Here is a 14,568-nt window from a genome sequence, read left to right as displayed (position 1 = left end):
CTTCCGTAGCGAAAGCCCCAACGCCGACTACCGAGAAGGCAGGTCGACTCCGCCATGTCCGATCACGTGGAAACCATGAAGAAGCATCTCGCGCGGTACGCCGACGCGTTCAACTCGGGCGACTTCGAGACCATGGACGCCTTCTACACGGAGGAGGCCGTTGCCGTCTGGGAGCCGGGGAAGCCCCTCACCGGCCAGGCGCGGCGTGACTTCCAGCGGGAGTACCTCCGGCGCGAGCCGAAGATGACGGCGACGCTGCGGGAGAGCTTCGTCACCGACGACACGGCGCTGCTGATCGTCGACTGGGTCATCGAGATCCCCACCGACGGCGCGCCCGAGCGGGAGCAGGGCGTCGGCGTCGACGTGCTGCGCCTGGGCGACGACGGCGTCTGGCGCTACGCGGTCGACGAGCCCTTCGGTCAGGAGTCCTGAGCCCCGGACCTCGGTCAGCACGGCGTCGCACCGCACCGTCCACAGCCCACAGTCACCTGCGCAGAGAGGCGGGCCAGCCCCGATGATCTACAACCTCGAAACCGACTTCGACCGTTCGAACCCGGACCTCACCGACGACCAGTACATCCAGAACGAGATCTTCATGCAGGCGTTCAACTCCGGTGAGGGCGCGCTGTTCGACAGCCTGTACCGCGAGGACTCGATCTCGAACTTCTCCGGCAAGCAGCTGACCGGCGAGGCCAGGCTGGCGTTCTTCAACGAGTACCTGGCCACCAAGCCGGTGAGCCTGGCGACGCTGACCAAGTGGTACGTCGCCGGCGACGTGGCCCTGATCAAGGTCGAGTACATCATCGACAACCAGGGCCCCGACGGCCGCTCGCGCGTCGAGGGCTACTGCACGGACGTGCTGCGGCGCGGCGAGGACGGCCGCTGGCTCATGGCCATCGACCGCCCGGTGGCCACCACCGGCCGCCCGCCGTCCCAGTAACGGGCCACGCTCCGTCGCGCCGGCCCGTCGACGCCCCCCTGGTTCTCCCCCAGGGGGGCGTTCGCGCTGCCCGCCCCGCGCCGGGTCACCGGCCGCCCACCGCCCGGTCATCGCGCGCCCGCCGGGGCCCCGGGACCGGGCCGGTCACCGGGGTCGGAGGCGATTACCGGGGCAAGACCGCGAGTTTCCCGGGCGAAGAATCGGCCCGCATAGCGTGACGGGCACATCGCAGGTCCCGTATGACGAGGGGAAGCCCCATATGGCCACCGAAGCAGAATTCGCCTCCGTTCTCGAAGGGGTGCGCGCCGCAGTGCCGGCACTGCGCCGGAACGGGCAGGAGAGCGAACGGCAGCGCTGGATCGTGGAGGAGAACCTCCAACTCCTGGAGAAGGCCGGCGTCTTCCGCGCCGCGGTACCCGGGAGGTTCGGCGGTCTCGACCTCGACGTGGCGCGGCAGTCGCGGCTGATCTCCGAGGTCGCGCGCGGTTGCCCCTCCACGGGCTGGCTCACCATGGTGTGGCTGACCAGCACGTGGGCCGTCACGCTCTACCCGGACCGGGCGCAGGAGGAGGTCTTCGCCGGCGGCGACACCCGGGTGTCGATCGTCTTCGCCCCGACCGGGACCCTCACGCCGGCCGAGGGCGGCTACCGGCTCAGCGGGACCTGGCGCTACAACTCCGGGGTGGGCGGGGCCGACTGGGACCTGCTGGCCGCGATGGTCGAGACGCCCGACGGCTCGCACCAGGAGCTGGTCGCGCTCGTGCCCACCGGGGAACTGGCCGTGGAGGACGACTGGCACGTCACCTCGGGCGCCGCCACCGGCAGCCGCACGGTGCGGGCGGACGACCTGTTCGTTCCGGCGCACCGCACGGTGCCGCTGGAGGAGGCGATGGTCGCCGCCACCGGCGACCGCGCCAACACCGGGGCGACCGGCCGCAACTACGGGCTGCTGGGCTACATCCTCTCCGGGGTGGCGGCCACGCTGACCGGCATCGCGCAGGGCTCCTACGAGCTGTTCCTCGAACGGCTCCCGGGACGCGGCATCACCTACACCGACTGGACCGACCAGCGGCAGCACCCGGTGACCCAGCAGCGGCTGGCCGTCGCCGCCAACAAGATCGAGGCGGCCCGCGCGCTCGCGGACCGCTGGCACGAGGTGCTCCAGCGGGCGGCCGACGCCGGCGAGCAGCCGACCGACGAGGAGAAGGCCGTGATCCGCGGCCAGACGGCCTACGCCGGGCAGCTGTCCAAGGAGGTCGTGGAGCTGCTGTACGCGGAGAGCGGCGGCTCGGTGATCCGCGCCGATGTGGACCTCCAGCGTTTCCACCGGGACATCCAGGGCTTCTCGCTGCACGCCCTGGTCCAGCTGGGCGCGAACCTGGAGGTGCAGGGCCGGGTCCTGCTCGGTCTCGACCCCGGCACGTACTTCCTGTGACCGGCCGGGGGCGTCGCACGGAACCCGGACCCTCGCCGGCCGTTCCGCGCGGCGCCCCCGCGCCCAAGGGCAGGGGCCCGGGACGCGGTGAACGCGTCCCGGGCCCCTGCCCCTTCCGTACGGCCGGCTACGCGCGGCGGTCGGCACCCCGGAACACCTCGAACATGCTGGCGAAGCTGTGCGCGCCATGGCCTCCGGCCACGGTGCGGCCCATCAGCTCGTGCAGGAAACGCGGCAGTTCGGCGTTGACGCCCTGCGACTCGCTCTCGTGCAGCACGTGACCGATCGCGCCGAGGTTGACCTCCATCGTCGCGTCGTTGGCCGGGTAGGCGCGGTCGCCCGCGTCGATCTGGCCGGCGTAGTCCGTGGCGAAGAGCTTGACGGTGTCCACCCACGCGGTCGCCCACGGCAGGAACTCGGACGCCTTGACGCCGGCAGTGTCCAACAGCGCCGCGCCCTGGACGAAGCTGCTGAGCAGCCCGTACATCACGCCGAGCAGCGCCACGTCGTAGAGCGCGGCCAGCCCGTGGTCGGCGCCCAGGTAGGTGGTGCCGCCGCCCAGCACGCCGAGCGCGTCGGCGTGGCGCCGGTAGACGTCCTCGGGCCCGGCGTAGAAGAACACCGCCTGGGGGCCGCCCACCCCGGCGGGGACGGCCATGATCGCGCCGTCGAGATAGCCGAAGCCGTGGCGCTCGGCCCACGCCGCGTTGGCCCTCGCCTGGTCGGAGGAACCGGACGACAGGTTGACCACCACCCGGCCCTTGAGCTGGTCGGCGACCGGGTCGAGCACGGCGTGCAGCACGTCGTTGTCGGTCACGCAGACGACGACCAACTCGGCGGCGGCGACCGCCTCCGCCGGGCCGGGGGCGACGACCGCGCCCCGGGCGGCGAGGTCGTCCGCCTTGCCCGCCGAACGGTTCCACACCGTCGTCGGGTGTCCCGCTTCGAGGAACGTGGCGGCCAGCGCCTTGCCCATCAGTCCCAGACCGATGGCCGTCACCGGTGAACGGTCCTTGTCCGCCATGAGCTACTCCGTTTCGCAGGGGTGGTGAAGAATGCCGGGTCAGCAAAGCAAGGGCGGAGAACCGGACGGTCACCGCCCGGTCACCGCCGGGTCCGCGGGCGGCGCCGACCCGCGCACCGCCCGCGACGGGCGCGCTCAGCCGGGCGCCGACTCCGGGGTGCCGAAGCGGCCGTCGACGAAGAGCAGGCCCTTGCCGCCCGTGAACCGGCCGGCGCCCAGCACGGTGCCGACGAAGATGGTGTGGTCGCCGAAGGAGTGCGAGGTCGTCAGCTCGCACTCCAGCCAGGCCAGCGAGCCGCCCAGCAGCGGCGCGCCCGTCGCCGCGCCCGCCGTCCAGGGGACGCCGTCGAACTGGGCGGCGCCCAGGGTCCGCTTGTTGTCGGCGAAGTGCCGGGCCAGCTGCTCCTGTTCCGCACCGAGGATGTTCACGGCGAAGCGCCCGGCCGAGGTCAGCGCCCCGTGCATCACCGCGCCGTGCCCCACGCCGCACAGCACGGACGGCGGGTCGAGGGAGACGGAGCTGAACGCGTTGGCCGTCATGGCGTGCGGGTTCTCCCCGCCCACCGTGATCACCGTGACGCCGGTCGCGAAGCGGGCCAGCACGGCGCGGAGCACCGAAGGGGTCAGCTCGTCGTGGGCGGGCGGGCAGGCGGAAGCGGCGTCGAGGTCAGCGGGCGCGGAATTCATACCGGATTCTCCGATCCTTTTCGCGGGGCAGCTCAGGCCCTGCCACTGGCGAAACGAGGGCCCGCGCCCGCCAACGTACCGACGGGCGAACGGCGTTCTCTCATCCCCCGGTAATCGCCCGCTCCCCCGGCGGAAGGACCCGGGGAAAAGATTCCGCGATGACCGGCCGCTGACCCGGATGACTCAATCTGATGCCATGGAAACGACGCACTCAGAAAGCGGCACGCCAGAACTCGCCGAACCCCATCTGCGGCAGTTGCTGGGCGCGGCGGGACTGGCCGTCGAGTATGTGCGGGCCGAGGGCAACACCCTCTATCTGCGCGGCGATGACGGCGAGGAGATTCCCGTCGCCGATTTCGCCGGCGGCTACGGCTCCGTGCTGCTCGGCCACCACCACCCCGACATCGTCCGGTGCGCCAGGGAACTGCTCGACGCGGGCACGCCCGTGCACGCCCAGTTCTCCCGGCACCCCTACGCCAACCGGCTGGCCGCCGAGCTGAACCAGATCGTGCACCGCGAACTCGGCACCGACGAGCCGTACTTCGCGATCTTCGCCAACACCGGCGCGGAGGCCGTGGAGGCCGCGGTCAAGCACGCGGAGATGGACCGGGTGATGCGGCTGGCCGACCTCAGGGGGGAGCTGGCCGCGGCGGTCGAGTCGACGCGGCGGGCCGTGGACGCCGGCGACGCGGTCGTGCCCGAGCGGCTCCGCGCCAGGTTCGGCATCATGGGCACCCTTGACGACGCCGCCGCGTTCCGCGAACTGGCCGCGCACATCGAACCGTTGAACGGCGCCAGGCTCGACCGGCGCCCGCTCTTCCTCGCGTTGGAGGGCGGCTTCCACGGAAAGCTCGGGCTGAGCGTGCAGCTCACCCACAACGAGAGCTACCGCGCGCCGTTCCGGGGCCTGGCGGCGCAGGCCAGGTTCGTTCCCCGGGAGAGCCCCGAGGCGCTGCGGGAGATCCACGAGCGGGAGCGCGGCGTGGTCCTGGCGTTCACCGTGTCGGGCGGTCAGGTGGACGTCGTGGAACGGGAGTTCCCCGTCTTCTGCGCGTTCCTGGTGGAGCCGATCCAGGGCGAGGGCGGCGTCCACGTGCTGAGCCCGGAGTTCGCCGGGGAGATCCAGCGCTTCTGCGCGGAGATCGACTGCCCGATCGTCGTCGACGAGATCCAGAGCGGGATGGGGCGCACCGGCACCCTGCTCGCCTCCTCCCCGCTGGGGCTGCGCGGCGACTACTACACGCTGGCCAAGACGCTCGGCGGCGGCATCGCCAAGACGTCGGCGATGCTGGTGCGGCAGGCGCGGTACCGGCCGGAGTTCGAGATCGTGCACAGCTCGACGTTCGCCAAGGACAGCTTCTCCTGCGTGATCGCGCTGAAGGTGCTGGAGCTGCTGGAGGCGGACGACGGCGCCGTCTACCGCACGGCGCGGGAACGCGGCGCGGCGCTGCGGGCCGTGCTCGACGGCGTGCGCGCGGACTTCCCCGAGCAGGTGCGGGAGATACGCGGCGAGGGGCTGATGCTCGGCATGGAGTTCCACGACCAGTCGGGCGCCGCCTCCGCCTCGGTGCGGGAACTGGCGGCGACCGGACTGTTCGGCTACTTCCTGGCCGGGCATCTGCTGCGGGAGCACCGGGTGCGCACGTTCCCCACCGCGAGCGCCCTCAACACGCTGCGCTTCGAACCCTCGGTGCGACTGACCGACGCCGAACTGGCGCTGCTGGACGACGGGCTGCGCGACCTGTGCCGGGCGCTGGCCGCCGGCGACGGCGAGCGGCTGGTCGGCCGGGCGGCCGTCGCCGGCTGACGCGCCGCGCGCACGACGCGCGCACGACGCCGGGGCGGCGTTCCCCGGCGACCAGCGGCTGAGCACCGCGCCCCGCGTCGGGAGACCCGGGCGGCGTGGAGACGGGAGATGAGCATGGAGTTCCGACTTCTGGGGCCACTTGAGGTGGACGGGGCGGCCGGCCCGGTGCCGTTGGGCGGCACCCGGCAGCGCGCGGCGTTGGCGTATCTGCTTCTCCACGCCGGCCAGGTCGTCTCGACCCGGCGACTGCTGTCCGCGGTCTGGGCCACCGACCGGGCGCCGGACACCGCGCGGAAGATCCTCCAGAACACCATCTGGCGGCTGCGCCGCGCGCTGGCCGTCCCGGACGACGGGCAGACGCCGCAGCTGCTCACGCGGGCGCCCGGCTATGTGGTGCGGGTGGCGCCCGAGCGGATCGACCTGGTGCGCTTCGAACGGCTGGCGACCCGGGGCAGATCGGCGCTCCTCGCCGGCGACACCGGTCAGGCCAGGGACGCGCTGCGCGAGGCGCTGGCGCTGTGGCGCGGGCCGGCCGTCGCCGACCTCGTGGAGGAGGGCACGGACTGGCCGGAGCTGGCCGCGTTGGAACAGAAGCGCCTGGACGCCATGGAGGACCGCTTCGAGGTGGAGCTGCGCTCCGGCCAACCCCGTTCCGTGCTGCGCGAGATGGACGCCTACACCCGGGCGGAACCACTGCGGGAACGGGCGGCCGGCCAGCTGATGCTGGCCCTGTACCGCTGCGGCCGGCGGGCCGACGCCCTCGACGTCTACGCCCGCACCCGCTGCGCACTGTCGGAGGGGCTGGGCCTCGAACCGGGCCACGAGCTGCGGCGGTTGCAGCGGGACATTCTCGCGCAGGACGCCTCGCTCGACGCCTCGCTGGACGCTCCGGCGGCTTCGGTGGGCCCGGCGGTGGGGGTGGGTCCGGCGGCGGGGGGTCCTGCGGCGGGGTGTCCGGCGGCGGAACGCGACAGCGGTGTGCTGCTGTTGCGGTTCACGCTCGGGCCCGGGGCCGAGCCGCTGCCCACCGGAGAGGTGGACCGGGCGCTGGACGCGGCGTGCGAGCTGGCGCGCGAGGAGATCGTGCGCGCCGGGGGCAACGTGGCGACGGCGATCGGTTCTGAGGTGCTGGGCCTCTTCCAGGACGGCCCCGGGCGGGGCGACTGCGCGGAACGCGCCGACGCCGCGGCGCGCGCGGTCCGCGAACGGCTGCTCCGGAGCGGTCCGGCCGGCCTCGCGGTGCGGGCGGCCGTGGCGACCGGCGCCGCGTCCGTGCGCCGCTGGCCGCCGACGGCGGCGGGGGGCCGCGCGCCGTGGATCGGCGGCGACCTCGTCGACCGCGCCGAGGCGGCGCTGGCCGACACCGGCCCCGGGGAGATCCGGTGGACGACGCCCCGCCCAAACCGCGCAGGTGAGTAGTCGGCCACCCCCCGCCACCCAGCATTCGCGCAGTTCCCCGCGCCCACCGGCCGAGAAGGGGCGCGGGGAACTGCGCGAGCAACCACCCACCGGGCTCACGCCGACAACCCACCCAAGCCACGAAGCTCCGTAGTCGACCGGCCCCCGCCACAAATGCACCGCGCAGTTCCCCGCGCCCCCAAGCAGGCCGTCACCTGCCGAAGCTGAACCCACACCTGACCGACCACGCCCACCACAACCAGGGGCGCGAGGAACTGCGCGAGCAACCACACACCGGGCTCACGCCGACAACCCACCCAAGCCACGCACGTGAATAGTCGACCAAACCCCCGCCACCCAGCATTCGCGCAGTTCCCCGCGCCCCCAAGCCGCCCACCGGCCGAGAAGGGGCGCGGGGAACTGCGCGAGCAACCACACACCGGGGCGAGGACGACAACCCACCCAAGCCACGCACGTGAGTAGTCGACCAAACCCCCGCCACCCACACGGCTGCGGGAGTCACCCGTCGTGGCAGACCGCACCCCGGTGGCCCCGGGCGCGGCGCACCAACCGGGTGGTGGCGCGCACCACCTCGGGGGTGCTGTCGACGTCCGGTAGCCGTTCCAGCGTGAGCGTCCCGCTGTGGCGCAGGCCGCTGCCCCAGAACGGTCGGCGCCTCAGCAGCTCCGCCGGGCGCGCGCCGACCATGAGGAAGAGCGGGACGTCCCGCGAGACCGAGGCGAGGCGTTCCACCAGGTTCAGCACGGAGTCGTCCGCGACATGGGCGTCGTCGAGGCTCAGCACCAGCGGCCGTTCCCTGGCCAGCAGCACCAGCAGGTCGCACCAGGCGTCCAGCGCGTCGGCCTCCGCGTCCGGGCACTCGCGTTCGCGCAGCATCCGCCACAGCAGCCGTTCCGCGGTGTCGCCCCGGCCGGCGACCCGGTGGACCAGTTCGGTGAGGGCGCTGTCGGCGAGGTCGGCTTCGCGGCCGAGCCCGCAGCAGGCGCGCAGCACGTCGCAGACCGACCAGCGGGCGCTGCCGCCGGCGCGGACCCTCACGACGCGCACCACGTCGTCCTGGATGCCGCCGATGAAGTCGGCGAGCAGTTCGGTCTTGCCGGCGCCCCGTTCCCCGAGGACCGTCACCAGGTGCGGGGCGTCGTGGTGGCGGGCGCGGGTCAACAGGCTTCGAAGGATGCCCAGTTCGGCCTCGTAGCCGCCGGCGGGGTCGGGCAGCCCGGTGGCGGCCGGCGGCGGGGTGGCGCGGGGTTCGGCGACGGCCCGCACGTGCGGACGGTCCGTGGGGCGCTGCGGCACCAGACCCGCGGTGTCCTCGACCGCCTCGCCGCTGAGGTGGATCTCGCCGTTGGGCACGCCGGCGAGCAGCAGCCGCGCCTGGTCGACGAGGCGGCCCACCACCAGCACGGGCGCCGCCGGGTCGTGCGGGTCGCGGCGTACCAGGGCCTCGCCGGCCGACACCACCGCGCGCCAGGACGCCCCGGGCACGCCGAGCGGGCCGCGCAGCGCGAGGGCGGCCCGCACCGCGTCGGCGGAGGCCCCCTCGGGGGCGGCGGGGCCGTCCTCCGCGTCGGGCCGCAGCCCGAAGACCGCGACGGAGACCCGGCCGAGCGCGCCGGCGACCACGCCGCCGAACTCCTCGGCGTACTCGGCGACCGTCGTCGCCGCGTGGTAGAGGGTGCGGGAGGAACGCGGGTCGGCTCCCTCGGGGAGGTCCGCGCCGACCAACAGGACGGCGACCGACCTGCGTTCGGTGCGCGGCGGCACCCGCTCGGGCTCGCGGACCGTCTCCGGCACGGTGGCCGCGGGAGCGGGCGCCGCCGGTGCGGCGGGAGCCACCGGGGCGGTGCGGGTCGGGGGCCGGAGCGAAGGGTCGTGGGTGAGGATGTTCTGCTGCAGCACCTGGAGTTCACGGGAGGGTTCGAGCCCGTGCTCCTCGACCAGCGCGCGCCGCACCCGGCTGAAGACGTCCAGGGCCTGGGCCTGCCGGCCGCAGCGGTAGAGGGCCAGCATCAGCTGGCCGCAGAGCCGTTCGCGCAGCGGCTCCTCCTCGGCGAGGGCCACCAGTTCGCCGAGGACCGCGTGGTCGTGGCCGCTGCGCAGCTCGGCCTCGAAGCGGTCCTCCATCACGTCCAGGCGCAGCCGGCTCAGCGCGGTCAGCTCGGGCCAGTCCGTGCCGGCCTCGACGAGGTCGGCCAGCGCGGGGCCGTGCCATTCCGCGAGCCCGGCGCTCAGCAGCCGCGCGGCCTCCTCGGGGCGCCCCGACGCCAGGGCGGCCCTGCCCTCGGAGACCCTGCGGTTGAACCGGTGGAGATCGACCTGGTCGGCCGGGACGCGCAGCACATAGCCGGGCGCCCTGGTGACGAGTTCGGGGCCGACGCCCTGGTGGTCGCCGTTCTCCCCGGTGAACAGGGCGCGCAGCCCCCACACCGCGTTCTGCACGATCTTGCGGGCCGTCGTCGGCCGGTTCTCCTCGGGCCACAGCGCGCTCAGCAGTTCGCTGGTCGCCACCACTCTGTTCGCCCGCAGCAGCAGCAGTCCGAGGACCGCGCGCTGCTTGTGTCCTCCCAGCGTCAGCTTGCGTGCCCCTGCGGACGCTTCCAACGGTCCCAGTACCCGGAATTCCACTGCCTCTTCCCGTCTGTCAGTTCGAGCGGTCGGCGATGGCGTGTCGTGTGTGTCGTCCCTGTGCCGTCGGGCCGGGACGGGTGGTGTCTCCTGTGTGCGGACCGCCCGGGGGCGGGACGCGGTCTTCTGCGGCGGACCGGCTCTGGCGTTCGTCGGCGTCTCCGGGGCGTCGGTGTCGTCGCGGCCGGACGGGGGTCTCGGGCGCTCGGGGAGGGCGCCCCGCGCACCGGCGACACACCGCCGACCACGTTTCCTGACGTCAGGATGCGGCACCCCGATCTACGCCGGATCCACGCTCGGTGTACGGGCGAACACCGCTGGCGCGGCCCGCCGTTCGGGGGGTGCGGCGTCCCGCGGGAGCGGCGTCGGGGCCGCGCCCGGTAGTCGGCCCCGAGGGGCCGGGTGAACCGTAGATTCCGCATAGATCGCCGGCTGACACGATCTTGACGACCGAGAGAACACGCACAGCGACGAGGAGAGGCACCATGCACGCCACCCGAGCCCACCGACGCGGACGTCGTCACCCGGCCGCGCCGGGCGGGCGACCATGCGCGGTCGCCGCGCTGGTTCTGACCGCCGTGATCTGCGGCGCCGTCCTGCTCCCCCACGGGGCGGGGGCGGAGCACACGGCGCTCAGCGCCGCGGGGACCGCCCGGGACTGGAACAACACCGGCTGAGCGGCCCCCCGTTGAGCGACTCCGGCCCCTTCGGGGGAGCCCGCGCCCCGGCGGGCTCCCCCGAAGGGGCCGGTCGTCCAGGTGGGCACGCGTGAGAGGCGGGTCCGGCCGACGGGCACCCTTGCGGCGGTCGTCGCGCGGCCGGACGGCCGGGGCTGACGGGTCTCCGAGGATGTCCGGATCGGCGACGAGGTCCTCGCCACCGCCCCCGAGACCGGCGAAACCAAAGCCCTCACCGCCACCGACGAACACACCTCTGGAACCAGGCCACCCAAACCTGGACCGGCGCCACCGACCTCCCACTCGGCGCGGAACTCACCAGCTCCGTCGGCAGTACGCCTCGCCTTACCGCCGCGCCCCAGCACACCCGAACCACCACCGTCCACAACCTCACCATCGAAGGCCTCCACGCGCACGATGTGCTGGCGGGCCAGGCTCCGGTGCTCGTTCACCATGCGCATTGTGGATCTCAACTGTGGGACCCGCAGAAGAAGCGTCCCCGGCGAGGGGGATCAGTTGCGGGTGATCTCGCCACGCAGGACTGAGAAATCCAGGGGACTTCCTGACCGACTGAGCCCGAAACTAATCGGTGGCCGGTTCAGGTGGATCGGCCACCGATTCGTGTTTCACCATTACCAGGGCAGTGGTTCATCGGTTGTGAAGTCCTGAACGCGGGAGTATGTGCGCCACTTGACTCCCGGCATGTCCTCCGCCCAGGAGAGAGCACCTGGCGCCCTCGCTGCGAGGGTGATGTCATGGCCGGCGTCGGGATTGTCGCTCGGGTGTACGAGAGCCAGCCAGCTCTCGCCGAGGAGGATCCGCGAATCGCGGGCCGGCCAGTTGCACGGAGGGAAGGGGAGCTCATGGCTTCCTTCTCCGGACCAGAGCCAATCTGGCGGGACTCCTTGCGCCACTTTCGCCGCAGGAGCCCCGAGGGTTGCCTCCAGGATGGTGGCGTGAATCAAGAAATCCGAGAGCCGCTCGCCAGCGCGTCGCCACGGGGTCGGTTCGTCGGATGGCTCTCGCTCATACACGGAGCTGTCTTCGCTCTTCGGGTCGAATGCCCAAACCCAGGTTCCTTGCTTCTCGACCCAGAACGGAATCTTTCCGTCTTCTTCCGCGAGTTCCGCCAGGGGGATGGCGTAGTTGTGTGAAGTGATCTCTCCGCCCCACTGGGCAGAGATTTCATGCCACTCGACAAGCTCTCTGGGCACGCCAGACGGTTCCCTCAGTCTCGCACCGGGTGATTTCTGGGCGCCGTACCACCTCCGCAGAAACCGCAGCAGGCTCGGGCTGTCCAAAGGGGCGATCGATGGATCGCCGTAGCAAACGAGAACCCCGGGGTAGGCGTGATGCGTGCTCGGATGCTGGGCGGAGGGCCGGGTGAACGTCGAAGGGCGCGCCTCCCCTCGCTGCTGGACGCGGTCCGCACCATCACCGATCCACGCGCAGCGCCCTGGCCACCCACCCCCTGCCGATGCCTCTCGGCCTGGTCGCCTGCGCCCTGCGGCTACTTGGTGTAGCGAGTGGCGAGGGTCGGGGACTGGCTGTTGAAGGCAGCGAGGTCGGCGGCGAACACGTCCTTCAGGAGCTGGGGGTCCTCGACGCCGGGGGCGCTGACGGTCTCGCCGAGTTCCAGGCCGCGCAGGGCACCGGTGACGAGGTCGTCGGCGCTCATGCGGGGTACGGCGCTCATGTCCAGGCCCTGGGAGGAGTGGAACTCGGTGGCCACCACGCCGGGGCAGACGACGCCGACCGTGACGCCGGAGTCCGCGACTTCGGCGGCCAGGGTCTGGGTCATGGCGACCAGGTAGGCCAGGGTCCCCGCGTATACGGCCCGGTGCGGCACGACCTCGGGTCCCGCCGGTCCGGAGAAGGCGATCATGCCTGCGACGTTGAGGATGGTGCCCGTTCCGCGCTGCTGCATGGGACCCACCGCGGCGCGCATGAGCTGGGTGGGGGCGAGGACCTTGACGTTGACGAGTTCGCGGGCCCTGTCGGCGGGCAGGTCGGCCAGCGGCATGTAGTGGGAGACGCCGGCGTTGTTGACGAGCACGTCCAGCGGCTCGGTGGCGCAGATCGCAGCGAGGGTGTCGATGCCTTCTTCAGTGGAGAGGTCGGCGGTGACGGTGCGGACCTTGGCCTCGGGGTGGGCGGAGGCATATTCGGCGAGGCGCTCCTGGCGGCGACCGACGACGATCAGGTCGTAGCCGTCGGCGGCGAAGCGCTCGGCGAACGTCTTGCCGATGCCGGAGGTCGCGCCGGTGACGAGGGCAAGCTTGCTCATGGGAGTGTTTCCTTTCGGGGCCTGGCTCAGGCCGCCGGTCGGTGGAGGCGCGGTGCGGCCGGGTGAACTCGCCGCGGTACCGCTCGGCGACGGGTCCGGGCCAGCCGCAGCCTGCCGGTCGGAGTCAGCGGGGCGTTACGGTGGGACACGAGGGCCTCCTGGCGGTCGGCGGTAGATGTTCGCAATCCACACCGAGCCCAGAAGGCCCTCACCCGTTCAAGGCCCCAACACGCGTGTCACCAACGTCCCGGGGCAACGCACCTGGGCGGGACAGCAGGGCGGGCAGACCGCGGGCCCTGGACAGGCCCCGCTCGGTGAGGTCGCCCGGGTCGGTGCCCGCGTCTCGTACGGCCCGGTCGAACAGTTCCCTCCTCCGGCACACCGGTCAGCGCTTCGAGGGAGGCCGGGCGGCGGGCCCACACATGCGGAAGAAACTCGGCCCCGGCGACCGCCCGGGCCCTCGGCAGGCCTGATCGCCCAGCCCGATGAACCCGACGAAGGGAGTGCCCTGGGGTGTTCGTGTTTGGCTCATGCAGTCAGCATGCGCACCATTCAGATCATTAGGCAGTAGACCCATCGTCCTGGGACTATCAGTACCAGGAAAGGTAATGACAACCTTCGCCACAATGACGGCATGTCGTCAACTGAACTCGGCGAAGCCCTGCGCGCCTGGCGCGACCGCGTCACCCCCGAGCAGGCCGGCCTTCCCACGGGTGGCCGCAGACGCGCCCCGGGGCTGCGGCGCGAAGAACTCTCCCACCTTGCCGGGATCTCCGCCGACTACATCGTCCGCCTCGAACAGGGGCGCGCCACCAACCCCTCGTCCCAGGTCATCGAAGCCCTCGCCCGCGCTCTGCGCCTGGGGAGCGGCGAACGTGAACACCTCTTCCGCCTCGCCGGACTCGCCGTCCCCGGCCCCGGCATGGTCCCCCGCCACATCACCCCCGGCGTCCACCGCATCCTCGACCGCCTGCGAGACACCCCCGTCGCTGTCTACGACGCCACCTGGACCCAGCTCCTCTCCAACCCCCTCCACACCGCCCTCATAGGAGAGTGGACCGGCCCCGACCTCAACGCGGCCTGGCGAGCCTTCGTCACCTCCACCACCCGCGTACGCCACACCCCTGAATCCAACGGTGCCCTCCAACAGGCCCTCGCCGCCGACCTCCGCCGCACCGGCGCCCTCTACCCGGACGACGCCGCGCTCACCGACCTGATCGCCCAGCTCCGACGGCGAAGCGCCCGCTTCGCCGACCTCTGGGACACCGGCACCACCGCCGAGCACCAGTCGAGCCGCAAAACCATCGACCATCCCAGCGTCGGCACCCTCACCCTGGACTGCGACATCCTCCACGTCGCGGGCAACCACCTGCGCATCATGGCCTACACGGCCGAACCCGCCACCGAAGACGCCCAACGCCTCGCCCTGCTCTCCGTCCTGGGGTCTCAGACACTCAGCGGCTGAGACCCGCACGGCACCACATGCTCACCCGAAACCGCCCCGCCTGTCGGCAAACGAACGAATGACGACAGGCACGGTCAGATGTACCGGGATTCGCAGAGTCCCTGATGTGCGGAAGCCTTCTCGCTCCCCAGCGCTGCCACACCGCGCCGACACCGCGCGTGTGGGGCACCCGGCCCGAAGGCCGAGTGCCCCACGCGTGGCG

Annotated in this window: 11 protein-coding genes; 7 read left to right on the top strand and 4 right to left on the bottom strand. The window is 72.4% G+C overall.

All coding sequences use genetic code 11. The features are described 5' to 3' along the window. Positions 1 to 75: 75 nt before the first annotated feature. The 3 genes from FH715_RS17320 to FH715_RS17310 all read left to right on the top strand — a co-directional run bounded on the left by FH715_RS17320 (position 76) and on the right by FH715_RS17310 (position 2,375). Positions 76 to 432 carry a YybH family protein gene (locus FH715_RS17320; protein WP_246108809.1) on the top strand — a complete coding sequence of 119 codons (357 nt, stop codon included), beginning with the start codon at positions 76 to 78 and terminating at the stop codon, positions 430 to 432. An 82-nt stretch (positions 433 to 514) separates the two neighbouring features. Continuing rightward, on the top strand, positions 515 to 940 hold the full coding sequence (locus tag FH715_RS17315; RefSeq protein ID WP_139646268.1) for a YybH family protein: 426 nt from the start codon (positions 515 to 517) through the stop codon (positions 938 to 940). Positions 941 to 1,199: 259 nt separating this feature from the next. Then, positions 1,200 to 2,375 (top strand): acyl-CoA dehydrogenase family protein, encoded by a 1,176-nt coding sequence (locus FH715_RS17310; RefSeq protein ID WP_139646266.1) that lies wholly within the window; start codon positions 1,200 to 1,202, stop codon positions 2,373 to 2,375. A gap of 127 nt (positions 2,376 to 2,502) precedes the next feature. Here the strand turns inward: FH715_RS17310 and FH715_RS17305 are convergent, their stop codons facing one another. Both FH715_RS17305 and FH715_RS17300 read right to left on the bottom strand, forming a co-directional pair. After that, positions 2,503 to 3,399, bottom strand: coding sequence for an NAD(P)-dependent oxidoreductase (locus FH715_RS17305; protein WP_139646264.1), 897 nt, complete (start codon positions 3,397 to 3,399; stop codon positions 2,503 to 2,505). A 135-nt stretch (positions 3,400 to 3,534) separates the two neighbouring features. After that, entirely contained in the window at positions 3,535 to 4,086 is a 552-nt protein-coding gene (locus FH715_RS17300) for a flavin reductase family protein (RefSeq protein ID WP_139646262.1), read from the bottom strand. Between the two features lie 196 nt (positions 4,087 to 4,282). On the opposite strand from FH715_RS17300, the gene FH715_RS17295 reads away from it, so the two are divergent. Next, positions 4,283 to 5,893: an aspartate aminotransferase family protein gene (locus FH715_RS17295; RefSeq protein WP_139646260.1), complete on the top strand. Its 1,611-nt coding sequence runs from the start codon at positions 4,283 to 4,285 to the stop codon at positions 5,891 to 5,893. Positions 5,894 to 6,001: 108 nt separating this feature from the next. Continuing rightward, entirely contained in the window at positions 6,002 to 7,312 is a 1,311-nt protein-coding gene (locus FH715_RS17290) for an AfsR/SARP family transcriptional regulator (protein WP_139646258.1), read from the top strand. A 498-nt stretch (positions 7,313 to 7,810) separates the two neighbouring features. On the opposite strand, the gene FH715_RS17285 is transcribed toward FH715_RS17290, so the two are convergent. After that, entirely contained in the window at positions 7,811 to 9,913 is a 2,103-nt protein-coding gene (locus FH715_RS17285; RefSeq protein WP_139646256.1) for an ATP-binding protein, read from the bottom strand. Between the two features lie 509 nt (positions 9,914 to 10,422). On the opposite strand from FH715_RS17285, the gene FH715_RS17280 reads away from it, so the two are divergent. Then, on the top strand, positions 10,423 to 10,614 hold the full coding sequence (locus FH715_RS17280) for a hypothetical protein (protein ID WP_139646254.1): 192 nt from the start codon (positions 10,423 to 10,425) through the stop codon (positions 10,612 to 10,614). Between the two features lie 1,510 nt (positions 10,615 to 12,124). Here FH715_RS17280 and FH715_RS17275 read toward each other — a convergent pair. Further along, positions 12,125 to 12,901: an SDR family NAD(P)-dependent oxidoreductase gene (locus tag FH715_RS17275; RefSeq protein ID WP_139646252.1), complete on the bottom strand. Its 777-nt coding sequence runs from the start codon at positions 12,899 to 12,901 to the stop codon at positions 12,125 to 12,127. 634 nt (positions 12,902 to 13,535) lie between these two features. Between FH715_RS17275 and FH715_RS17265 the strand changes: the two genes are divergently transcribed. Next, positions 13,536 to 14,366: a helix-turn-helix transcriptional regulator gene (locus FH715_RS17265; RefSeq protein ID WP_139646247.1), complete on the top strand. Its 831-nt coding sequence runs from the start codon at positions 13,536 to 13,538 to the stop codon at positions 14,364 to 14,366. Positions 14,367 to 14,568: the final 202 nt, after the last annotated feature.

It is taken from the genome of Streptomyces sedi, from assembly GCF_006335015.1.
GTDB classification, from domain to species: Bacteria; Actinomycetota; Actinomycetes; order Streptomycetales; family Streptomycetaceae; genus Streptomyces; species Streptomyces sedi.
The sequence above is the reverse complement of the archived record's forward strand: the minus strand, read 5'-3'. Positions and strand labels throughout refer to the sequence as shown.